At 62.2% G+C, this 21,641-nt stretch carries 16 protein-coding genes and 1 riboswitch; of the genes, 3 read left to right on the top strand and 13 right to left on the bottom strand.

The annotated features are described in order from the left end of the window. Nucleotides 1–151 precede the first annotated feature (151 nt). Entirely contained in the window at nucleotides 152–844 is a 693-nt protein-coding gene (locus HDF16_RS01205) for a Crp/Fnr family transcriptional regulator (RefSeq protein ID WP_348641203.1), read from the top strand. 284 nt (nucleotides 845–1,128) lie between these two features. On the opposite strand, the gene gcvP is transcribed toward HDF16_RS01205, so the two are convergent. The 6 genes from gcvP to HDF16_RS01175 form a co-directional block, all read right to left on the bottom strand. Further along, complete coding sequence (gcvP, locus tag HDF16_RS01200; RefSeq protein ID WP_221312410.1) at nucleotides 1,129–4,128, bottom strand: aminomethyl-transferring glycine dehydrogenase; 3,000 nt, start codon at nucleotides 4,126–4,128, stop codon at nucleotides 1,129–1,131. 122 nt (nucleotides 4,129–4,250) lie between these two features. Beyond that, nucleotides 4,251–4,354, bottom strand: a riboswitch (glycine riboswitch). 95 nt (nucleotides 4,355–4,449) lie between these two features. Further along, nucleotides 4,450–4,980 (bottom strand): hypothetical protein, encoded by a 531-nt coding sequence (locus tag HDF16_RS01195; RefSeq protein ID WP_184213342.1) that lies wholly within the window; start codon nucleotides 4,978–4,980, stop codon nucleotides 4,450–4,452. A gap of 141 nt (nucleotides 4,981–5,121) precedes the next feature. After that, nucleotides 5,122–5,904, bottom strand: a complete 783-nt coding sequence (locus HDF16_RS01190; RefSeq protein ID WP_184213340.1) for a tetratricopeptide repeat protein — start codon at nucleotides 5,902–5,904, stop codon at nucleotides 5,122–5,124. Continuing rightward, nucleotides 5,894–6,676, bottom strand: a complete 783-nt coding sequence (locus tag HDF16_RS01185; protein ID WP_184213338.1) for a hypothetical protein — start codon at nucleotides 6,674–6,676, stop codon at nucleotides 5,894–5,896. The genes HDF16_RS01190 and HDF16_RS01185 overlap by 11 nt, the downstream gene beginning before the upstream one ends. Nucleotides 6,677–6,751: 75 nt before the next feature. After that, entirely contained in the window at nucleotides 6,752–7,333 is a 582-nt protein-coding gene (locus HDF16_RS01180; protein WP_184213336.1) for a DUF7002 family protein, read from the bottom strand. A gap of 44 nt (nucleotides 7,334–7,377) precedes the next feature. Beyond that, on the bottom strand, nucleotides 7,378–8,694 hold the full coding sequence (locus HDF16_RS01175) for an MFS transporter (protein WP_184213334.1): 1,317 nt from the start codon (nucleotides 8,692–8,694) through the stop codon (nucleotides 7,378–7,380). Between the two features lie 136 nt (nucleotides 8,695–8,830). On the opposite strand from HDF16_RS01175, the gene HDF16_RS01170 reads away from it, so the two are divergent. Both HDF16_RS01170 and HDF16_RS01165 read left to right on the top strand, forming a co-directional pair. After that, the gene (locus tag HDF16_RS01170; RefSeq protein WP_184213332.1) at nucleotides 8,831–10,807 is read left to right on the top strand and encodes a hydantoinase/oxoprolinase family protein; all 1,977 of its coding nucleotides are present in this window, start codon (nucleotides 8,831–8,833) and stop codon (nucleotides 10,805–10,807) included. After that, entirely contained in the window at nucleotides 10,804–12,387 is a 1,584-nt protein-coding gene (locus HDF16_RS01165) for a hydantoinase B/oxoprolinase family protein (protein ID WP_184213330.1), read from the top strand. Before HDF16_RS01170 ends, HDF16_RS01165 begins: the two co-directional genes overlap by 4 nt. A gap of 87 nt (nucleotides 12,388–12,474) precedes the next feature. Here HDF16_RS01165 and HDF16_RS01160 read toward each other — a convergent pair whose 3' ends face one another. The 7 genes from HDF16_RS01160 to rsmA form a co-directional block, all read right to left on the bottom strand. Then, nucleotides 12,475–13,311, bottom strand: coding sequence for an SDR family oxidoreductase (locus HDF16_RS01160; protein WP_184213328.1), 837 nt, complete (start codon nucleotides 13,309–13,311; stop codon nucleotides 12,475–12,477). A gap of 117 nt (nucleotides 13,312–13,428) precedes the next feature. Further along, nucleotides 13,429–13,770, bottom strand: a complete 342-nt coding sequence (locus tag HDF16_RS01155) for a DUF6632 domain-containing protein (RefSeq protein WP_184213326.1) — start codon at nucleotides 13,768–13,770, stop codon at nucleotides 13,429–13,431. Nucleotides 13,771–14,021: 251 nt separating this feature from the next. Next, on the bottom strand, nucleotides 14,022–17,048 hold the full coding sequence (locus HDF16_RS01150) for a M14 family zinc carboxypeptidase (RefSeq protein WP_184213324.1): 3,027 nt from the start codon (nucleotides 17,046–17,048) through the stop codon (nucleotides 14,022–14,024). A gap of 277 nt (nucleotides 17,049–17,325) precedes the next feature. After that, the gene (locus HDF16_RS01145; RefSeq protein ID WP_246408557.1) at nucleotides 17,326–18,723 is read right to left on the bottom strand and encodes an amidohydrolase family protein; all 1,398 of its coding nucleotides are present in this window, start codon (nucleotides 18,721–18,723) and stop codon (nucleotides 17,326–17,328) included. Beyond that, the gene (locus HDF16_RS01140; RefSeq protein WP_246408555.1) at nucleotides 18,723–20,042 is read right to left on the bottom strand and encodes an amidohydrolase family protein; all 1,320 of its coding nucleotides are present in this window, start codon (nucleotides 20,040–20,042) and stop codon (nucleotides 18,723–18,725) included. Before HDF16_RS01140 ends, HDF16_RS01145 begins: the two co-directional genes overlap by 1 nt. Nucleotides 20,043–20,269: 227 nt before the next feature. Then, nucleotides 20,270–20,728, bottom strand: a complete 459-nt coding sequence (locus HDF16_RS01135; protein ID WP_184213322.1) for a single-stranded DNA-binding protein — start codon at nucleotides 20,726–20,728, stop codon at nucleotides 20,270–20,272. Between the two features lie 44 nt (nucleotides 20,729–20,772). Next, on the bottom strand, nucleotides 20,773–21,585 hold the full coding sequence (rsmA, locus tag HDF16_RS01130; RefSeq protein WP_184213320.1) for a 16S rRNA (adenine(1518)-N(6)/adenine(1519)-N(6))-dimethyltransferase RsmA: 813 nt from the start codon (nucleotides 21,583–21,585) through the stop codon (nucleotides 20,773–20,775). Nucleotides 21,586–21,641: the final 56 nt, after the last annotated feature.

Raw genomic sequence — 21,641 nt, 5'->3', positions numbered from 1 at the left:
ACAGACATGCAGCAAAACCTCGATTTAGTGTTATCTCACTATCCCCAAGTTATGCAGCAGCAAGACACGGGCGTTCCTGGGAAGCAAAGTCACGACTCGCAAAAGGAAGCTAAAGTTGGCAATCGAACGATGGCACGTAGCAGAGAAAAAAGTGCCACAGAATTTGATCCTGTCGCGATTGCCTGAAGGCCAGCTTGCCACATTGGGAAGATTCCTTGTGCCTGTGGATCTCCCGCTGGGGATGCGGCTCTCCGAGCCTCACCAGCCGGTGGAGCATGCCTACTTTGTGCTGACGGGATTGATCTCGACGGATGCGCTGACCTCTTCAGGCGAGTCGGTCGAGGTGGGCGTGATTGGGCGTGAGGGGTTCGCCGGATTGGCGGGTTTGCTCGGGCATCCGCAGATGCAGCATTCGGTACAGGTACAGGGCGCAGGGCATGGTCTGCGAATTCGGTTGTCGGTGCTGCGTGAGGAGTTCCTGAAGGGCGGCATGCTGGCAACTCTGGTGCATGACTTTATCTATCTGCAGACGGTGCAGATGTCGCAGTCCGTACTGTGCAACCGGCTGCATGCGGTGGAGGCGAGGCTGGCGCGCTGGTTGCTGACCTCGGCCGACCGGAGCGAGAGCGAGTTGCTGATGTTGACGCAGGAGTTCCTGGCGCAGATGCTGGGGTCAAGACGGTCGACGGTGACGGTGGCGGCGGGTGTGCTGCAGCGGCAGGGGATGATCGACTACAAGCGGGGGAAGATCCACATCGCGGATAGGGCGAAGCTGGAGGGCGCTAGCTGTGAGTGCTACCAGATTGTGAAGTCGGCGTATGAGAGGGTTTTGCCGGGGGAGTAGTGGCGGTGGTCTGAGCCTTCGGCGGTTGGGGCAGAAAGGTTCTTGGCAGTAGTGGCGGAGGCAAGTGGTGGCGGGTCCTTCGACTGCGGCCCTTGCGGTGAAACTGCAAGGACCTTCACTCAGGATGACGGAGATTTGTGGGCGGGATGGGGAAGGCGGTTCGTGCTTCGCACGAATGTCCCACCCATCGCATAAAACAACTGCGCGATGGATGGGGCACCCGGATTTGTGGCGTTGCTGAAGCAGATTCCCTTCGGGAATGACAAACAAGTAAAAAGGGTGGGCTATTCGCTGATGGCTTCGGCGTACTCCGCTGTGGGCGGGCAGGAGCAGAAGAGGTTGCGGTCGCCGTAGGCGTTGTCGATGCGGTTGACCGGCGGCCAGTATTTATCCTGACGGCGCGAGGTGGGCGGGAAGCAGCCCTGGCTGCGGGTGTAGACGCGGTCCCAGACGTCGTCGGTGAGATCGAATACGGTGTGGGGCGCGAAGCGGAGAGGGCTCTCGGTGATGGAGTGCTGGCCTTCCTCGACGGCGCGGATCTCGTTGCGGATGGCGATCATGGCGTCGCAGAAGCGATCTATTTCATTTTTTGATTCCGACTCTGTGGGCTCGACCATCAGGGTTCCCGCGACCGGGAAGCTCATCGTCGGAGCGTGGAAGCCGTAGTCGATGAGCCGCTTGGCGAGGTCATCGACACTGACGCCGCTGGTGGCTTTCAGCGGGCGCGGATCAAGGATGCACTCGTGGGCTACGCGGCCATGCTCGTTCTTATAGAGAACGGGGAAGTGCGGGTCGAGGCGGGCGGCGATGTAGTTGGCGTTGAGGATCGCCGTCTCGGTAGCCTGAGTGAGCCCTTCACCACCCATCAACAGGATGTAAGCCCAGGAGATGGCGAGAATCGAGGCCGAACCGTATGGGGCGGCAGAGACCGGGCCAACGGGACTGGTTGAGTCGAGGCTCGGGTGGCCGGGGAGGAATGGCGCGAGGTGGGCGCGGACGCCGATGGGACCTACGCCGGGACCACCGCCGCCGTGGGGGATACAGAAGGTCTTGTGCAGGTTGAGGTGCGAGACATCCGCGCCGAACTTGCCGGGGTAGACGAGGCCCACCTGGGCGTTGAGGTTCGCTCCATCGAGATAGACCTGGCCGCCGTGGGCGTGGACGATCTCGCAGATCTCGCGGATGCGTTCTTCGAAGACGCCGTGGGTGGATGGGTAGGTGACCATGACAGCGGCGAGGGTGTCGGAATACTTTTCGGCCTTGGCGCGGAGGTCGTCGACATCGACGTTGCCGTGATCGTCGCAGAGGACGCCGACGACTTCCATGGCGGCCATCTGGGCAGAGGCAGGGTTTGTTCCATGTGCGGAGGCGGGGATGAGGCAGATCTTGCGCTGCGATTCGCCACGGCTGGCGTGGTACGCGCCGATGGCGAGGAGGCCGGCGTACTCGCCCTGCGCGCCGGAGTTGGGCTGGAAGCTGAAGGCATCGTAGCCGGTGATCTGGCAGAGGCGCTTGTCGAGATCAGCGATCATCTCGGCGTAGCCTAGCGCTTGATCAGCCGGGACGAAGGGGTGGATGTTGGCGAACTCCGGCCAGGAGATGGGGAGCATCTCGGTGGTGGCGTTGAGCTTCATGGTGCAGGAGCCGAGCGGGATCATGGCGCGGTCGAGCGCGAGGTCGCGGTCGGCGAGGCGGCGCATGTAGCGGAGGATCTCGGTCTCGGAGTGGTACTGGTTGAAGATGGGATGGGTGAGGAATGCGCTGGTGCGGAGGAGCGGCTTGGGGAGCGACTGCTCGGCGGCGTCAGAGTAGAAGATGGGGTTCTTGCCGGGGCAGAAGGCCTCCCAGACGGCCTTGATGGTGGCCTCTGTGGAGGTCTCGTCGAGCGAGATGCCGATTTCCTTCGCACTGGTTCTGCGGAGGTTGATGCCGCCTTCTACGGCGCGGGTGTGGATGGCTTCGGCTTCTGCCTCGGGAAGAGTGACGGTGATGGTGTCGAAGTAGAGCTTGGTGGTGATCTTGTAGCCGAAGGAGTCTAGACCGGCGGCAAGTTTTGCGGTCTTGGTGTGGATGCGGTTTGCAATCGCCTTCAGCCCTTCAGGCCCGTGATAGACGGCATACATTCCGGCCATGACGGCGAGCAGAACTTGCGCGGTACAGATGTTGGACGTGGCCTTCTCGCGGCGGATGTGCTGCTCGCGGGTCTGCAGGGCGAGGCGGTAGGCCTTGGAGCCGCGGGAGTCGATGGAGACGCCGACGAGGCGGCCGGGGAGGTTGCGCTTGAACTCATCCTTTGTCGCTAAGAACCCAGCATGAGGCCCTCCATAGCCTAGCGGGACGCCGAAGCGTTGGGTGGTGCCGATGGCGAGATCCGCGCCGAGATCGCCGGGGCTGGCGAGCAGGGTGAGGGCGAGGGGATCAGTCGCCATGACGGCTACCGCTCCTGCCGCGTGGAGGGCGGCGATGGTCTCGCGATAGTCGACGATGTCGCCCTTGGTGCCGGGGTACTGGAAGATCGCGCCGAATACTTTTTCGGGCTGGAGTTCAGTGGCGGCGTCGCCGATGACGAGTGTCCAGCCGAAGGGCTTGGCGCGGGTTTCGAGCAGGGCAATAGTCTGCGGGTGGCAATCCTGGTCTACAAAGAAGACGCTGGATTTTGCGGCTGCGGACTTCGCTCCGCGCTTGGCCATGGCCATGGCTTCGGCGGCAGCGGTGGCCTCATCGAGCAGAGAGGCGTTGGCGATGTCGAGGCCGGTGAGGTCGGCGACCATGGTCTGGAAGTTGATGATGGCTTCGAGGCGGCCCTGGCTGATCTCAGGCTGGTAGGGCGTGTAGGCCGTGTACCAGGCTGGATTTTCGAGGATGTTGCGCTGGATGACGGCGGGTGTCAGTGTGCCGTAATAACCCTGGCCGATGAGCGACGTGAGGACCTTGTTCTTGGCGGCGACCGAGCGCATGTAGGCGAGGGTTTCGGGTTCGGTGAGCGCGGGGCCGAAGGTGAGTTGGCCGGGGGCGAGGATCGTGTCTGGGACGGTCTGGGCGATGAGTTCGCTAATGCTGCTGACGCCGAGGATCTTAAGCATAGCGGCGGCATCGGCGGCCGAGGGGCCGATGTGGCGACGCGCAAAGGCTTCGGAGGTGTCGTGCGCGATCGAAACCGTGGCCGGAACTTCGAGGGTGTTGCTGTCGTTCGCGGAGGCGTCGTTCATGGCGCCGGTGGTCTGGTCTTGTGGCTGGTCTTGTTCGAGGGTCGTCTGGTCGGAAGTCGAGGGCGTCAGATTCATGGGGCGCGATCCTTTTGCGGCTGAGTCATCAGCCTGCCTGGTGCGCCCCCTCTGTCCGTGTGCCTGAGATTGTTATCCCGTCGGCGGACATCTCGATGGATGCCTCTCTCCAGAGGTTGATACAGCTGGTCGCGGTCCTCTTTGCCTGAGAGTTTCCGGGGCGGTTGCTCCTTCGGCGCCGAGCTTTTCTAGTGAGGAGAAGCTCGATCTCTCCCGCGACAGCGTGAATCAGGTTCGACGGCAAACTGGAAGTTTGCCACTTGGTTAATGGTATGCGGAAACGGGTGGGAGTACAAACCTGGATGTGGGAAATGAGGTCGATTATGTCGCGAAGACGCGATCCGGATGTTCGCGCGTGTAGCGGATCCATGCTTCGTAGATGACAGATTTGCCCCTGCCGAGATTGTCTAAATCCCAGGCGCGGCGCTTGATCTTGTCCGCTTCGTCGCGCCGGCCGGCACGTTCGAGAATCTCATACGGGTTGCCGTCTTCCACTTTTCTATGGGCGAGAAGCGGTAGCATCATGTGCTTCGCGTCGCTGAAGCACTTTGCCAGTTCGTGTAAACCGAGTTCGCGTAGACCTGCTTCGGTTTGTTCGACCAGACCGGGTTCGCCGAAGTTGCCGAAGTGCCAAATGATGCTGTCCAGCGTAAGGCTGATATCGAGACAGTGAGTGGCAGCCATGGCCCTCAGACCCACGGGAAGTGTTGCCAAGGTCGCTGAAAAACTACCGTCAGAACTATAGGCATTGCCCGGAGCGCGGGCTGTTAGAAGAGCCTCAAGCTCCTTCTTTAGACCGGCGTCGTCGAGACCGAGAGGCGGATAGTGGTTTACGTCGACGGGCTCAGACATAGCGAAAGTCTATGACAAGGATCAGGGTTTGGCAGTATAGACAGCCCAAATGCGGGGATTCTTCGCTTCGCCCAGAATGACGGCGGATCGGTGTTGCTTTAGCTCGTGGGGAGTGCGTGCTCCCTGGTCGAAGCTCCTCCGCTACGGGTCGCGGTACTCGCGCCGCTTGAGCTCCCGAATCGCCTGTTCATGCCCTTGCATCGCCGCCAGTCGCGTCCAATGGCGGGACTGAGTATAGTCGTGCTCCACACCCTGCCCCATGGCGTAGAGGTGGCCTAGCTGAAACTGGGCCTCGGCGTTGCCCTGATCTGCCGCTTTGCGATACCAGGAGGCGGCTTGCGTGTAGCTGAGCGGGACGCCCTGGCCGATGTAGTAAAGGTCCGCCAGCTTCTGCTGGGCTTCGGGGAAGTTCTGGGTGGCGGCGAGGCGATACCAGTAGGCGGCTTCGGCGTTGCTGGGTTCGACGCCTTCGCCTTTGCGATACATCAGGCCGAGGTTGTACTGCGCCCAGGCGAGGTTGCTGTAGGCGGCGCGCTGGCACCAGGCGAAGGCCTCGGCGAAGTCGTTCGCCGCGTAGTAGCGGAAGCTGAGATTGGCCTGGGCGTAGGCGTGGCCTTGCTCGGCGGCCTTGCGCTCCCAGGTGGCGGCTTCGGCGTCGTCTGGGAGAATGCCTTCGCCTGCGTCATACATCGTGCTGAGGAGATACTGCGACTCGGCGTGGCCCTGCTCGGCGGCGAGGCGGAAGTTGGCTGCGGCTTCGGTGAAGTTGCGGGCGTTGTAGTCGGCGACGGCTTGCCGGTAGTGCGGGTTGGAGGCGGCGTTGGCGGCGTCGCGGCGACCGCGCGCGATGATGCTGGAGCGGGTGGAGTTCAGCGCCAGCGTCGTCCCGGTGGGGATATGTTGCAGCCCAGTCTTATTTTCCATGGGCGGTGATCTGGCGGTCGATGCGCTCGAAGCGGGTTCGGGCGTCGGCGATCTGGTCGCGGAGGCTGGCGGCGAGCTCGGTGAGCAGGTCGCGATGTTCGCGGGCGGCGGCTTCGGCGTCGAGGTGGAGTTGGGCGATGTCGCCGGAGAGGATCGTGTAGCGCTCGGCGTCGAGGGCGGCGATGTCGCGCTCCGCGTGCTGGATCTGGCGGGTGATGCGGAGAAGCTCGGCGGCCTCGTCTTCGCCGGTGATGAGGGCGTTGATCTCGCGGTGGTCGTCAAGCAGGCGTTGCAGGGTGTCGGTGTCGCCGCGTTTGTAGGCCTGGTTGGCGAGGGCCATCAGCAGGGTGAAGTGGTTCTGTTCGGCGTCGTCGCGGGCGAAGTCGGGGTGGATGCGCTTGGCGACCTCGCGGAAGAGGGTCTTGAGAGTGGGCGGCGGATCGAACTCTTCGGCTTCGCGGGCCTCGCCGAATGCGGCGTCGTGGGTCTCCTGCGCCTGGCGTCGGGTCTCCTCGGCGCGGCGGCGGGCGGCTTCGGAGTCGTAAAGTGAGACTTCGCGTTCGGCGATGCGGGCTTCGAGATCGTCGAGTTCGGCGTAGAGAATGCCGACCTGGCGGAGATAGCGGCCTTCGAAGGTCGTGAGCTGGGCGCGGAGCTGGGCGAGCTCCGATTCGCGCTCCGCAAGCGTGGAGCGGACGGCGGCGAGCTGCTCGCGTCTCGTGAGGAGAACAGCGGCGTTCGGAGTTTGCTGGAGGATGATCTCAGATGGCATGCGGCTTCCCGTGAGGGCAGGTTCCAGTTTAGCGGACCACTCTTCCAATATCGTTTCTCGACCGCTTGGATTGAGCTACAAGGCGATGCTGGACATCTGTAAGACATTTGGGATGGTTTTGTCGATGCTCAATTCCGCCGGGGTGTCACGCTTGTTTTTGTAGCTATAGGCGTGGAGCGGGATGAAGGACGCTCGACCGCGGGGGCGGGGATTGTAGAGAAAGGAGCCGGAGTTGATCCGGCATAGTGAAGCATGTTCGCCGTGCGTGCTGAGCAGTGCCGCGGTGTCGACGTCGAGCAAGAGATTGTCATACGCGGCATAGGATCTGGCTAACACTTCCGCCTTCTCTTTTGAGACGAAGAAGAAGATTTTGCTGTTCAGCAGGGTGATCCATTCAGGGACGGTGATGCCCACCAGGCAGGATTTCATCTTGGATTCCTGCGCGGCATGTTGATCGCGCAGGGTGATGCCATGCAATTGCTGGATGCAGCGGCGTCGTTGCTTCAGGACGGCAGCGGTCTCTTCCGAGCTGAAGCTGTATAGGTCGGCCAGAGCCTGCGCGCTGAGGAGACCATGCTCGCGGATGCTGGGCAAATTGGAGGCGAAAGTAAGGTGATAAAGGCGAGGAAAATGCCTCGTGAAAGTGCTGACGTCCATCAGTCCATTATGCGGTCAGCATCCTCAAGGGCAGCGATAACCGGTCAACAGATGGGAGAGGATGGGCGCGTCGATGACGGCACGTTTTGCAATCTGGATGCGATCATCGCTGCGCCGAGAAACCCGGCGGAGGTGAGGACTAATGCGGGGCCTATGCCGTGGGTCTGGGAGAGTTTGCCTATGGTGTAGGGCGCGGCGGCGCTGGCGATGCGGCCGAGGTTGTAGGCCATGCCCATGGCTCGGCCTCGGAGGGCGGTGGGAAAGGCTTCGGCGGCGATGACGGAGAAGCCGGAGAAGAAGCCGGTGCCGAAGAATCCTACGAGCGGGCCGAGCAGAAGGACAGCGGTCGCGCTGCCAGCGAGGGTGTAGACGGGGACAAGAGCAGCGGCGATGACGAGATAGGTGATGTAGACGCGCTTGCGGGCGAAGCAGTCTGCGAGGACGCCGAAGAGGGTGTAGCCAAGGAAGGTTCCGGCCTGCATGAGGATGGTGAAGGTGGAGGTGCGGACGATGTTGAGGCCGTGGCCTCCCTGGGCGCTGGGGAGCGAAAGGAAGGCCGGGACCCAGGAGAAGAGTCCCCACCAAGCGAAAAGGCTGGCGGCGTTCATGCTGGTGATGATGAGGGTGGAGCGGAGGAGTGGGGCGTGGAACAGGTGCTTGAAAGAGGTCGCTGGGGGCGAGGGTTGTGGCGAGACCCACTCATCGCGATGCTGCTGCGATGAATGGGGCACAGAGTTGATGGCTGGGTTGGGATCTTCCTGGGTGGTGGGTTCGTGGACGCTTCTTCTGATCCAGAGGGTGACGAGGGCGGGGGCCATGCCGATGAGGAAGACGGCGCGCCATCCGAGGTGCGGGCTGAAGCGGGGCATCACGATCGCGGTGATGGCGGCGGCGAGCGCATAGCCTACGGCCCAGGCGCTTTGCACGAGGCCGAGAGCGCGGGCGCGGTGGCTGGTGGGCCAGGTCTCGGCGACGAGCGCGGCGCCGGCGGCCCACTCGCCACCCATGCCGAGGCCGAGAAGGATGCGACATGCGGCAAGTTGTGGAGCGGAGTGGGTGAAGGCGCAGAGGCCGGTGGCAAGGCAGTAGATCAGGATGCTGGCGGAGAGGGCCCGGGTGCGGCCGAATCGGTCGGCGACGAAGCCGAAGAAGACTCCTCCGATGGCGGCGGAGATGAGAGTGAGCGACATGATGCCGCCGGCTGTGGCGGCTGATATTTGCAGGTCTCTTTCAATGGCGGGGATCAGGAGCGAGAAGAGCATGACGTCCATGCTGTCCAGCATCCAGCCGAGAGAGGCGGCGATGAGGGTGTTGCGGCGGGTTGGGTTCTTCGCTAGTTCGAGGAAGGTCTCGGTGGGCATGGGTTATGGGGATGGTAACGGAAGTTCGTTGGCAAGTAAGAGGAAAGCGCTCGAGCTTCGCTCGATGCCCACATCTCAGAGTCGAGATATGGGGCACCCGAGTTGGTGGCGAGAGGTGAGGCATTAGGCTGGTGGGATGCGGGTTGCGATCGATAGCGGTGGGACATTTACGGATTGTGTGTATCTGAATGGCGGAGAGCTGAAGGTGCTGAAAGTGTTCTCGACGCCGGAGCGGCCGGGGGATGCGGTGCTTGCGGCTGTTATGGCTGCGGTGGGTGAGTCGGGTTCGGTGCCGGAGGTGAGACATGGGACGACGGTGGGGACGAATGCGATGCTCGAGCGCAAGGGGGCTCGGGTAGCGTATGTGACGACGGCGGGGTTTGAGGATGTGATCGCGATTGGGCGGCAGGCGCGGCCGAGTTTGTATGACTGGATGCGGTCGCCGCTGCCTTGCGTGGTGACGAAGGAGTTACGGTTCGGTGTGAATGAGCGGATAACTGCGGAAGGCGTGGTGCTGCGTGCTCCGACCGATGCGGAGTTGCGTGAGCTGGTGGCAGCGGTGCGAGCGAGTGGGGCGGAGGCAGTGGCGGTGTCGCTGCTCTTCGGGTTTGCGAATCCGGTGAATGAGAGCAAGGTGGCGGAGGCGCTGAGCGAACTTGGAGTTCATGTGTCGGTCTCGCACGAGATCCTGCCGGAGTTTCGCGAGTATGAGCGTGGCGCGACGGTGGTGGTGAATGCGTATCTTGCTCCGAAGATGAGCGGGTATCTGACGGCGTTGGAGGCTGGGCTTGCGGCGAAGTTTCCGGGTGCTTCGTTGGGAGTGATGCAGTCTTCGGGAGGGATCGTACCAGCACGGCTGGCGGCTCGGGAGCCGGTGCGGACGGTGCTCTCCGGGCCGGCTGGCGGGGTGATGGGAGCTTGGCGGGTGGCGCGGGCTGCGGGTTTCGAGAAGATCATCGGGTTCGATATGGGTGGGACTTCTACCGATGTTTGTCTGATCGATGAGACGGGGCCGCAAAGTACGAATGAGGCTGTGGTGTCGGAGCTTCCGGTGAGCGCGCCGATGCTGGATATCCACACGGTTGGAGCCGGTGGCGGCTCGCTGGCGCGGTTCGATGCGGGCGGGGTGCTACATGTTGGGCCGGAGTCGGCGGGCGCAGTGCCGGGGCCAATCTGTTACGGCAAGGGTGAGCACGTCACGGTGACCGACGCGAATCTCGTGCTGGGGCGGCTGGACGCCGATCGTTTTTTGGGTGGAGAGGTCCGCCTGGATGTAGACCGAACGAGAGAAAAGATGGCCAAAGGGAATCGTGGGCTGGGGATAGAGGGGTATGCGGAAGGAATTCTAAGGCTGGCCGAGGCGGCGATGGAGAAGGCCATCCGTATGATCTCTGTCGAGCGGGGGCATGACCCCCGGGAGTTTACGCTGGTGGCGTTCGGCGGAGCGGGGCCACTGCACGCGTGCGCGCTGGCGCGGGCGTTGCGGATTCCAAGGGTACTGGTGCCGGTGATGCCGGGAGCGCTGTCTGCGCTGGGGATTCTGATGGCGGATGTGGTGCGGGATTATTCGCGGACGGTGATGTCTTCGGTGTCGGGTGATTCAGATTTGCAACTATTGGAGTTACATTTCGATTCGCTTGAGGCGAAGGGTGCCGAGGAGTTTCGCGAGGAAGGGTTGACGGGGGAGAGTGAGCGGACGGTCGACCTGCGGTATGTGGGACAGGGGTATGAGTTGAACGTGGCTGCGGGTGAGGGGATGATGGAGGCGTTTCATGCGCTGCATCGGAAGCGGTTTGGATATGCGGATACTTCGCGGGCGGTGGAGGTAGTGACGGTGCGGGTACGGATGTCGGCTCGGACTGAGGCACTTGACCTCCCGGTGCATCTGGTGCGAGAGGGTGATGGGTCGCAGGCGGTGGTGGAGGATTCTTTGATTCATTTTGACGGCGGGTGGCTGGAGAGCAAGGCATATGACCGCGATGCTCTGCGAGCCGGAGATCGCTTCGTGGGGCCTGCGCTGATCACGGAGTACAGCGCGACTACCGTCGTCCCGCCCAGATGCGAGGTGTCTATCGATACGTTCGGCAATGTTGTGATCGAGGTGCAGCAATGACTCTTAGCAGAACCGATCCGGTGGGGCTAGCAGTGTTTAAGAGCGCAACGCACTCGGTGGCGGAGGAGATGGGAGCGGTGCTGCGGCGGACTTCATTTTCGCCGAACATCAAAGAGCGGCGGGACTATTCCTGTGCTGTGTTTGATGGCGATGGTGCCGTGGTAGCGATGGGCGACCATATGCCGGTGCATCTGGGGTCGATGCCGATGTCGGTGCGGGCGGCGATTGATGCTGTGAAGATGGAGCGGGGGGATGTAGTCGTGTTGAACGATCCCTATGCGGGAGGGACGCATCTGCCGGACCTGACGATGGTGTTGCCGGTGTTTGTTGAAGGCGAGGCCACTCCGGTGATGTATGTGGCCGCGCGCGCGCATCACGCGGATGTCGGTGGGATGTATCCGGGGTCCATGGGGCTTTGCCGGGAGATCTACCAGGAGGGGTTGCGGATCCCTCCGGTGCGGATTGTGCGCGGGGGAGAGGTGGTGCGCGATGTAATGGCGCTGATCCTGCACAATGTCCGGACGCCGATGGAACGCGAAGGCGACCTGATGAGCCAGATCGGGGCCTGCCGCGTTGGGGCGGAGCGGGTGGGCGAGTTGATCGCGAAGTATGGCGTGGCGCGGCTGCGTGAGTTGATGCGGGGGCTGCTCGACTACTCCGAGGAGTTGATGCGGGCAGAGATTGCCAAGGTGCCGTCAGGGAAGTATGAGGCGGAGGACTTTCTCGATAACGATGGGTTTAGCGATGAGCCGATACGGATTGCGGTGGCCGTGACCTTCGATTCAGGTGCGGGGTCCGTCGCGGTGGACTTTGCCGGATCGAGCGAGCAGGTGCGGAGCAGCATCAATGCGGTGTATGCAATCACGTACTCGGCTGTGTACTACGTGTTTCGGTGTCTGCTTGCAGAAGACGCGCCGGCGACAGCGGGGCTTATGCGGCCTGTGACGGTGATTGCGCCCGATGGTTCGATAGTGAATGCACGGTTGCCGGGGCCGGTGGCGGGCGGGAACGTTGAGACTTCGCAGAGGATTGTGGATGTGCTGCTGCGAGCGCTGGCGCTGGCTATGCCGGGGAGGATTCCGGCGGCCAGTTCGGGGACAATGAACAACCTGACGATTGGTGGCGTTGATCCGCGCACAGGCCGGAGCTTTGCGTACTACGAGACGATCGCAGGCGGGATGGGAGCGCGGGCTGGGGCGGATGGGGTCTCGGGGATTCATACGCACATGACGAACTCGCTGAATACGCCGGTAGAGGCGCTGGAGTATGCGTATCCGCTGCGGGTGCGGCGGTATGGGTATCGCAATGGGTCGGGCGGAGACGGGGAGTTTCGTGGCGGGGATGGAATTGTGCGGGAGATCGAGATGCTGGGCGAGGCGCAGGTTACGCTGCTGGCGGACCGTCGCGTCTTTGCGCCGTATGGATTAGAGGGTGGTGGTGCCGGGGCGTTGGGGAGGTCTTCGCTGGTCTCGGGTGAAGAGGTGAGCGAATTGCCGGGGAAGTGTTCGGTGGCGGTGAAGGCGGGGGATGTGGTTCGGGTGGAGTCGCCGGGTGGGGGTGGATGGGGTTTGGTGAGATGAAAGCGGTTCGTGCTTCGCACGAATGTCCCACTCATCGCATAAGACAAAGGCACGATGAATGGGGCGCCCGATCTTTGCGCAGTCTGTTCAGTTGCCGCTTAGGCGGGCGAAGAAGGTGGCGTCATCGCCCGCGTTGAGGGTGACCCATTCTTCGTCGGACATGGAGCCTCGGAGAGCGATGAAGGGGACGGCGTCGGGGCCTACCAGGTGCCGCAGGGTCCAGGTGCCGCTGTTATAGACGTCGAAGATCGCTTCGGCGACGAGTGAGGGCGGCACGGGCTGCTGGAGCGAGTTGGCGAACATGGCCGCGAACCGCGCCCCCTGGTGGTAGGGCGACGCGGGTGCGGAGACGCCGATACGCTGGGCCATGGCGGTGTCGATGACGCCGGGCTCGACGAGGGCTACGCGAACGTTGAAGGCCTTCATCTCTCCGGCGAGGCCTTCGGTGAGAGCTTCGAGCGCCCACTTCGAGGCGCAGTAGGGGGTCATGGGTGGGCAGGACATGCGGCCGGCGATGGAGCTGATGTTGAGGATGCAGCCGCTCTGCCGCTCACGCATGGATGCGACGACAGCCTGGATGCAGCGGATGGCGCCGAAGTAGTTGGTCTCCATGACGGCGCGGAAGTTGGCCAGCGATTGTTCTTCGACGGAGCCGAGCATCTCGATGCCGGCGTTGTTGATGAGGACGTCGATGGGGCCATTGGCGAGCAGGGCTTCGATGCACGTGCTGACGGAGGAGTCGGAGTCGACGTCCATGGTGAGGACGGTGATGGGAAAGGATTCGGCCTTCGCGATCTCAGCTAACTGCGGAGCGTTGGCTGGCGTGCGCATGGTGGCGAGGACGGTGTGTCCGGCGCGGGCGAAGGTGAGTGCGGTCTCGTAGCCGATGCCTTTGCTGCAGCCTGTGATGAGGACGGTGGCCATGGTTCTCCTTCGAAGCGCTGAGGTTGCCGTTGGGTTACGGCATGAACTGGGGCTTGAGTTTCAGAGCCCGGCCAGCATACAGGAAGGGGGTTGCAGATTTCGCGGAAATTTCGGGGCTCAGGCAATCGTCGACAGGGGCTTCGCAGGAGCGAGGGCGATCAGGAGAACGCCGATCAAGGCGAGGACGGCGACGCCGATGAGCTCGCCGTGGGCGATCATGTCGCGCATGGCCTGGGTGCCCATCAGGGCGGCGTGGGCGAGGCTCGACCATGCGGTGAAGGCGATGAGGCTGCGATGCGCGGAAGGGTTGCGGATGGCGAGGAGGAGAAAGACGCCGAGCGTGACGTAGAGGCTGAGCATCATGGAGAGCGCGGGCTGCTGGCGGATGAAGAGAATCATCGGGTAGGCGAGGGCGAGAAAGATGACGCCGGTGATGCCGAGGGTGATTTTGAGGGGCATGCTGGTCTCCCGTATTTGTGGGGTGATACGGGGATGGTGAGGTGGGAGTTCCATGGCAGAAAGATTCGGGACGCGTGGGCGATGCATAGTCGCTCGGGGTCCTTCGACTGCGCCACTCGCGATGGGGCTGCAAGTGGCTTCGCTCAGGATGACGGGGGTTTGGGCGAGGGGAAGGGAAGACGGTTCGTGCTTCGTACCAATGTCCCACCCATGGCCAAGTGCGAGCCATGGGTGGGGCACCCGATGTGAGGCTACTTCGTTGTTGGGGTGAGGTGGTCGAAGTTCATGATGGCGTTGAAGACGAGGTTGTAGCTGCCGATGGTTTCGCCTCGGTAGACAGGGTTGTTGGCGAAGAGGAGGACGTTGCCGGTGCCGAGGTGGGCGTCGATGACGATGGCTCGTTCGGCGATGGAGCTTGATTTGTCGAGTAGGCCGGAGAGCAGGAGGTTCTTTCCGTCGTTGAAGCGGAGGATGACCTCCGGGCGCAGGGCGGTGGGGATGAGTTGCGGGTTGTTGCGCATCTGCTCTTCGTTGAGGGGGCGAGGCTGCCAGGGTTCCTGTTTGGGAAGAATATCTGGTGCGACGTTGGTACGACCTTGCGGGGTGTCGGACTCGTCGGCGCTGCCGCGGCCGGTGGGGCGGTTTTCGTAGGGGTCGAAGAGGGTGCGTCCACCTCGGCTGCCGTAGGTGTTGGAGACGTTGAAGGCCATGCCGTTGGCGCTCATGACGGGCAGGGTCTTGCCGTAGCCGTAGGCGATGGGGCTGGCCTTGGCAACGAAGACGCTGGAGAGGACGGTGCCAGTGACGCGGACATCGTTCGTCGATGCGATGCTGACGCCGGGGGCCAGGCCGGTCTCGGCGGCGAACTGGGCGGTGTCTTCGCAGGTGATGAGGAGGCCGCCTTTGGCGACGAAGTCCTTGAGGTGGGCTAGACCCTCGTAGCCGAGACCGGGTCGGGTGTCGGCGGTGGAATCGAGCAGGCCCATGTTGGGTGTGAGGTCTGTCTTCTGCCACGGCATGGGGTTGGTGCTGGCGTTGATCGGCACGCCGTCGATGATCTGCTGCGCGGAGGCGCGGCCTACGGGAGCGAAGACGATGACATCGTACTTGCTGCGGAGATCTTCTTCAGCGGAGACGGTCTGGGTGTTGATGTAGGCGAAGGGGACGCCGGTCTTATCGAAGGCCTGACGCCACCAGCCTTCGGTCTGGGTGCCTAGCCAGGTGTGCATGAAGGCTACGCGGGGAGCGGTGACTGCATGGGTCGCGGCTGACGGGGCGGAGCCGAGCTTCGTTGCGTTGAGCGAGAGTTTCTTGAGGATCGGAGAGAGGTTGGAGTCCGACACGCTGGAGATGAGAAGTGACCCTGCGGGGAAGGTGTGGCCTTCGGCGTCGAAGGCCTTTTCGGTGACTTCGACGTGGGCGGATTTGGCCGCATAGAGCAGCGCGAGGAGGCTTGTCTGGCCGGTGTTGGCGATGGCATAGATTGTGCCTGTGCCGGTTACATTTCCTGCCGCTGCGCTAAGGTCAGTGACCGAAGACATCTTCGACTCGAGGATGACGGGGTCGACGACGCGGAAGGTCTTGACGTTGAAGAGCTGGGAGAAGCTCCAGCCGGTGTCGTCGTAGGGGTGCTTCTGCGGGTCGTCGGGTGCCCAGTACTGTTTGTCGAGGAGAGCGTCGGCGGTGCGGGAGTAAGGCTGATCGAGACGGATGACGTAGCTGCCGGCGGGGAAGGTTTTTTCTTCCGTCTTGTTGTGGGTATCGGCTACTGCCTCGGGCTTATCTTCAGTTTTATCTTCGGTTTTATTTGAGGGCTTCTCGGACTTCTTCGAGACGGGGACGGCGACGGTGACGGACTCGCTGAGCTGGCTGATCTCTACGTGCTGAAGCTGGAGGACGCTCAGAAGTTGAAGCTGGCGGTTGAGCTCTTCCGGCGAGGCGGGGAGGATGTAGGCGGATGGGCCTTCGATGCTGGGCTTGAGGACGCTGCGCTTGCTCTTGAGGTAGTAGTTCTCGAGGAAGTGGTGCGTGTTGTGCGAGAAGTAGCTGATGGTCGAGAGCAGCGCGGATTCTTCGTAGTTGTTGTTATCGCGCTGCGACCAGGTGACGACCGGCTGGGGCGGGTTCTGGCGATACCACGTCCGGCTGTATTCTTCGGGATCGAGGATGCGCTTTTCGGTGTCCGCGCCGCCGTTGCCGAAGGTCTCGTAGAGTCGGCTGATGCCATTATGTAACCCGGCGAGGAACATAAGATAGCCGGGGCTCCAGGTGTCGAAGTCGCCGTGGGTGAAGACGCCGGGCATGGAGAAGGACTGCATCTGCGCGACGTTGTTCCAGGCGAGGTCGGCCCACTCATCAGCGAGGAGGGGGTCGATCCAGGCGTTGTAAGGGCCGTCGCCTACGGTGTTGTCGTAGAGGAAGGGGACGGACTCGTGGAGATCATGCAGGACCTGCGCGTGGTTGTCGATGTAGGCGTTGAGGACGTTGCGGGTCAGGTTCAGCGTCATGCCCATGGCGTCGCGGTTGTTATCGTGCGCGACGTAGTGGCCCCAGTAGGGCAAGCGTGGATACATCTGGCCGGGATGGGCCTTGTGCCACTTGTAGAGATCGACCATGCGGTCGCGGCCGTCGACTTCGACGACGGGCGTGATGAGGACGACCATGTGCGAGCGGATGTACTTGATGTAGGGCGAGTCGTCGACGGCGAGGCGGTAGGCGAGTTCCATCAAGGCTGTCGGCGCGCCGGTCTCGGGGGAGTGGATGGTGCCGGTGATGTAGTAGACGGGGTAGGAGGCGTCGATGAGCGGCTTGGCCTTGGCGTCGTCGAGGCCGATGGTACGTGGGTCGGCGAGCTTGGCGAGGCGGGCTTCGTTCTCTTTGTAAGACTTCAGCAGAGCTTCGTCGGCCACGGCTACGGCGATCATCTCGCGGCCTTCTTCGGAGTGGCCGATGGTGGTGACCTTCACGCGCGGGCTGGAGGCCTCAAGCATCCGCATGTACTTGTAGACATCTTCGGCGTAGGGGAGCATGTCGGGCGCTCCGGCGATGTTGCCGAGAACTTTTTCCGGGGTGGGCACGGTCTTCGAAGCCGGGAGGTAGTCGACCAGGTGCGAGGTGAAATGAGGATCGGTGGTGTATTCGTGGATCTTCGCGGTGTAGGCGTCGTCGATGGGCTGTTTGGGGTCGCGGGCGAAGGTGTCGTTGAGGGTGGTCTGGGCGGATGCCAGCGAAGTGGCGAAGACTGCAACGACGGCGAGGAGATAGTGACGAGATGTCATCTGGCCTGATTCTTTCTTTGGGTTTGCTAGGGCTGTTTTATTTAGAAAGGCTTTGCTTCGCCATCCAGAAGACGACTAAAGCAAAAATGACAAAACACGCGCTTCGTGTACTGACCCTCGCATAGTCTTCTTCGGACACTCTGGTCTTCATGCCGATCATTGAATACCAGCGATTCGTTAGGGTCGGCAAGACTCTTGGGAAAAATGCACTTACAAATGCGACTGAGGCAAAAAGGAGTAGGGGCAGAAGCATCGCAAATCTGTGCATTTGACTCTCCTATTTAGCGGTACCGGTCTTCGGAGCATACTCGTCGCGGAGGCGGGTTTGGCGGGTCTCCATCGGGATGGAGACTCCGTCGATGAAGACCTGCTTGACGGAGGTGCGGACATCCAGCGGGTCGCCGTTGGCGATTACGATGTTGGCGGTCTTGCCGACGTCGAGTGAGCCCAGCTTGTCGGCCACGCCCCAGATCTCTGCGGGGTTCAGGGTGATGGACTTCAGCGCGTCGTCGTAGGGCATGCCGTAGGCGACGGCCATGCCGGCTACGTAGGGAAGGTTGCGTAGAGATTGCGCGCTGCCTGCTCCGCCGGAGTCGCCGGGAAGGAGGGTGACCTTGACGCCGCGTTTGGTGAGCTCGGCGGGCAGGGTGTAGACGGCATCGAAGCGTTCGTTAGCGCGGGGGAACTCGTAGATGGGGCCGAACATTACGGGCACATGCCAGGCGGCGATCTTGTCGAGGATGTCCTGGCTATGAGTCACGTGGGCGAGGACGATCTTCAGGTGAAACTCCTGCGCCAGACCCATGGCGACTTCGATGTCGTGGCCTTCGTCGGCGGTAACGATGACGGGCTTCTCGCCCTTCAGGTAGGGGATGAGGGCTTCGTTCTTTAGGTCGAACTTGGGTGGGTCGGATTTTTTATCTTTGCTGTCTTTTGCTTCGGACTTCTTCGCTGCGGCGTCCTTCTTCTGCATGTACTCGGTCGCGTCGATGAGCGCCTGCCGGAGTTGCGTGATCTCGCCCATACGCGTTGATGGGAACTTGTCTTTGCGCTTAGGGTCCGCGCCGAAGTTCATCGGCAGTGCCACGTCTTTCGTGAGGATCATGGCGTCGCGGTCGCGCCCCGCGAGCTGTATAAACATGGACTGGCCCGGCATGGTGTCGGTGTCGATGGGGGCGACGATGGCGTTGGTGATGCCGTTGAAGCGGGCGATGGGGATGTGCTCGGTCTCGGCGTGGAAGGCGTCGTAGACGTGCATGTTGGGGAAGATCTCTTCGCTGGTCTCGACGAGGTCGTTGTTGACGTCGTCGGAGGCGATCTCGCTGAGACCGAGTGTGGATTCGGAAGCGATGAGGCCGGGATAGACGGTGAGGCCATGGGCGTCGACGATGGTTGCGCCGGTGGGGACTTTGATGGAGGCGGCGGTGCCTACGGCTAGGATCTTGCCGGATTGCAGGAGCAGGGTGCCGTCTTCGATGGTGCCGTGGGTGACGGTGAGGAGCTTGCCGTTGGTGATGGCGGTGATGCCTGCGGGAGGGGTTGTGTCGACCATGCGGGCCTGGGCGTGGGCGGCTGTGGCGGGGATGAGAGAGGCAACGGCGAGGGCAAGAGCAAACGCAGATTCCCTTCGGGAATGACAAAGAGAGAAGCGGGAATGACAAACAAGAAATGGCATTAGTTGCCTCCTTCGTCGGAGCCGTCGTGGGAGCCGCCGGATTCGGCTTCGTGCATGACGCCGTTGAAGTGCGGTGTGCCGAAACCTTTCAGGCTGGTGTCGAAGAAGAGGTCGCCGTCGATGTAGACCTTCTCGGCGCGGGCGTAGGTCGAGAGCGGGTCCATGTTCCAGATCACCAGGTCGGCATCCTTGCCGAGGTCAATGGAGCCGGTGTGGTCCTGCACACCGATGACCCATGCGGGATTGAGCGTGACCATCGCGATCGCTTCATCCTCGGTCGCTCCGCCGTAGTGGACCATCTTGCCGGCCTCTTGATTGAGACGGCGGATGTGGTCGTTTGAGTCGCTCTTCAAGGCGACGCGAACGCCTTCGCGCATGGACATGACGGCGTTCCAGGGAATGGCGTCCCAGGCTTCGTCTTTGTATCCCCACCAGTCGGCGAAGGTGGCGATGGCGGTGTCGTCCTTGGCGATCTTGTCGCCCACCTTGTACATCTCGAGCGCATGGTGGAAGGCGCGGATCTTGAACCCGTACTCTTTGGCGATGGCCTCTTCGGTGAGGAACTCGTCGGCGCGGTAGCAGTGGATCTGAACGTAGAGCTTGCCGCTGAGGATGTCGGCGAGGGCTTCGAGCTTGAGGTCACGGTGCGGGGTGACGAGGTCCTTATCGCCTTTGGCTAGCTTGGTGTTGTAGTCGTCCCACTCCTTCTTGTAGACCTTGGCGTCTTCGAAGGACTGGCGCATGACTTCGAAGTTGCCCATTCTTGTTGACGGTAGTTGGTTGCGACCACCATAGACGCGCTTGGGGTTTTCGCCGCTGGCGAATTTTATGGAGCGTGGGGCGTTGGGGAATAGAAGATCTTCGCGGTTGAGGCCGAACTTGTTCTTGATGACGACGGCCTGGCCGCCGATCATGTTGGCGGAGCCGTGGAGAAGAAGCTCTGTGGTGACGCCTGCGGCCAGGGCCTGGTAGAGCGCCTTGTCGGTGCTGTCGAAGGCGTCGATCATCATCATGCTGGGGGTGACCGGGCTGGTGGCCTCGTTCACGTCGTTGCCGAGAGCAGAGTGCGAGTGGGGATCGATGATACCTGGCGTGAGGTATTTTCCCGTCGCGTCGATGACCGTGGCTGAGGCGGGGGCGCTGACCGTGGCGCCGATCCCGGCGATCTTGCCGTTGTGAACCCAGACGCTCCCGTTGGCGATGGTGCCGTGGGAGGCCGTCATTACGGTGGCATTTTTTATGACGAGGTCGGGGACGGACTGGGCTGCGACGGGGATAGTGGCGGAGAGAAGGCAGAGGGCGACGCGGGCGGGGATCAAGAGGGTGCCTCCGGTTGAGCGGTAGAAGCTAAAGCGTACCTCAGCGGCTAAAGCCGCAAATCGAAACGGAGTTTACGCGGCACGGCTGAAGCCGTGCCCTTAAGCAAGGCTAGAGCGAAATGCGGGGATTCTTCGCTGCGCTCAGAATGATGCCTGGTCGCAGCGAGTTCCCAATGAGAAATCAGTGATGAAGGGTTGACGGTCGGACAGCGCCCGGGGTTTCAGAGTTAGAAGGGGATGTCGTCGTCGGTGATGCCGGTGTCGCCGTAGTCGGGTGCGCTGACTGGGGCGGACTGGTTATAGCTCGTGGATGAGGACTTGGAGTAGCCGCCGCTCGATTCGCCGCCCTGCTTGCTGCCCAGAAGGGTGAGTTCGTTGACGAGGATCTCGGTGCGGTACTTCTTCTGGCCGGACTCCTTGTCGTCCCAGGAGCGCGTCTGGATCTTGCCTTCGATGAAGAGCTGCGTGCCCTTCTTGACGTAGTCGCGGACGACTTCGGCGGTGCGCTGGAAGCAGACGAGGTTGTGCCACTCAGTCTTATCGGCCCAGTTGCCCTGCGCGTCTTTAGCGCGGTCGGCAGTGGCGAGGGTGAAGCTTGCGATGGTCATGCCGCCTGCGGTGGCGCGGATCTCGGGATCTTTGCCTACGTTGCCGAGAAGAAGAACTTTATTGACGCCTTTTGCCATGGTGATGTGCTCCAATTTTCTGCTGGTTTCAGAGGTTGAGGATACTACAGACCGCGTGGGTGCTGGGCGAGCGCGCGGTAGAGGGCCGCTAGCGGTTCGAGGGCGAGCGATTCGGCTCGGGCCTGTGGAGGGATCTCTGCAGGCCAGGCGGCGGCGAGGGTCTCGGGGTCGTAACTGGCGGCGCGGAGGTTGTTATGCAGAGTTTTTCGCTTCTGGGCGAAGATCTGTTTCAGGAAGCTGTCGAATCCGGCGGGGTCGACCTGCAACTCTTCGAAACGCGGGGCGAAGTGCAGCCGGAGGACGGTGGAAAAGACGTCCGGTGGCGGATTGAAGGCCGAGGGCGGAAGAGTAAAGAGGTTGTCGACCTCGGCGTTGACCTGCGTTGTGGCGGCGAGCAGGCCGTACTCCTTCACGCCGGGAGAGGCGGAGAGGCGGTCGGCGACCTCGCGTTGCATCATCAGGACGGCGCGGTTGAGCAAGCCGGCGCGGCCGGCGGCGAAGAGCTGCAGGAGGATGTCCGAGGTGATGTAGTAGGGCAGATTGCCGATCACATCCGCCGTGGTGCCTTCAGGGATCAGAGCCGCGAGATCAGTCTCGAGAACGTCGCCCTGGACGATGGTGACGTTAGGCTGGTCGCGGAATTTGAACGTAAGTTCGGCGGCGAGGGAGTGGTCTAGCTCAAGGGCGATGAGGCGCTGGGCGCGCGGGGCGAGCAGCGAGGTGATGGCTCCGTGGCCGGGGCCGATCTCGAGGACGGTGCGGTTGGAGATGTCGCCCAGAGCGTCTACGATGGCGTGGCGGGCGTTGTCGTCGACGAGAAAGTTCTGGCCGAATTTCGGTTTGCGCTTGTTGGACATTGCTGTGTATAGAGTAGCCCGGCGCCAACAATTGCGGCGGGGCTGAGCGGCGCTGC

The sequence above is a fragment of the Granulicella aggregans genome (assembly GCF_014203275.1).
Classification (GTDB): Bacteria; Acidobacteriota; Terriglobia; order Terriglobales; family Acidobacteriaceae; genus Edaphobacter.
This window is presented reverse-complemented; position numbering and strand designations above follow the sequence as displayed.

Coding starts and splice junctions, on each gene's coding strand:
- HDF16_RS01165 (WP_184213330.1), top strand. CDS start 10,804: ATGACTCTTAGCAGAACCGATCCGGTGGGGCTAGCAGTGTTTAAGAGC.
- HDF16_RS01150 (WP_184213324.1), bottom strand. CDS start 17,048: ATGACATCTCGTCACTATCTCCTCGCCGTCGTTGCAGTCTTCGCCACT.
- gcvP (WP_221312410.1), bottom strand. CDS start 4,128: ATGAATCTGACGCCCTCGACTTCCGACCAGACGACCCTCGAACAAGAC.
- HDF16_RS01185 (WP_184213338.1), bottom strand. CDS start 6,676: ATGCCATCTGAGATCATCCTCCAGCAAACTCCGAACGCCGCTGTTCTC.
- HDF16_RS01195 (WP_184213342.1), bottom strand. CDS start 4,980: ATGTCTGAGCCCGTCGACGTAAACCACTATCCGCCTCTCGGTCTCGAC.
- HDF16_RS01180 (WP_184213336.1), bottom strand. CDS start 7,333: ATGGACGTCAGCACTTTCACGAGGCATTTTCCTCGCCTTTATCACCTT.
- HDF16_RS01155 (WP_184213326.1), bottom strand. CDS start 13,770: ATGCCCCTCAAAATCACCCTCGGCATCACCGGCGTCATCTTTCTCGCC.
- HDF16_RS01170 (WP_184213332.1), top strand. CDS start 8,831: ATGCGGGTTGCGATCGATAGCGGTGGGACATTTACGGATTGTGTGTAT.
- HDF16_RS01160 (WP_184213328.1), bottom strand. CDS start 13,311: ATGGCCACCGTCCTCATCACAGGCTGCAGCAAAGGCATCGGCTACGAG.
- HDF16_RS01175 (WP_184213334.1), bottom strand. CDS start 8,694: ATGCCCACCGAGACCTTCCTCGAACTAGCGAAGAACCCAACCCGCCGC.
- HDF16_RS01190 (WP_184213340.1), bottom strand. CDS start 5,904: ATGGAAAATAAGACTGGGCTGCAACATATCCCCACCGGGACGACGCTG.
- rsmA (WP_184213320.1), bottom strand. CDS start 21,585: ATGTCCAACAAGCGCAAACCGAAATTCGGCCAGAACTTTCTCGTCGAC.
- HDF16_RS01145 (WP_246408557.1), bottom strand. CDS start 18,723: ATGCCATTTCTTGTTTGTCATTCCCGCTTCTCTCTTTGTCATTCCCGA.
- HDF16_RS01135 (WP_184213322.1), bottom strand. CDS start 20,728: ATGGCAAAAGGCGTCAATAAAGTTCTTCTTCTCGGCAACGTAGGCAAA.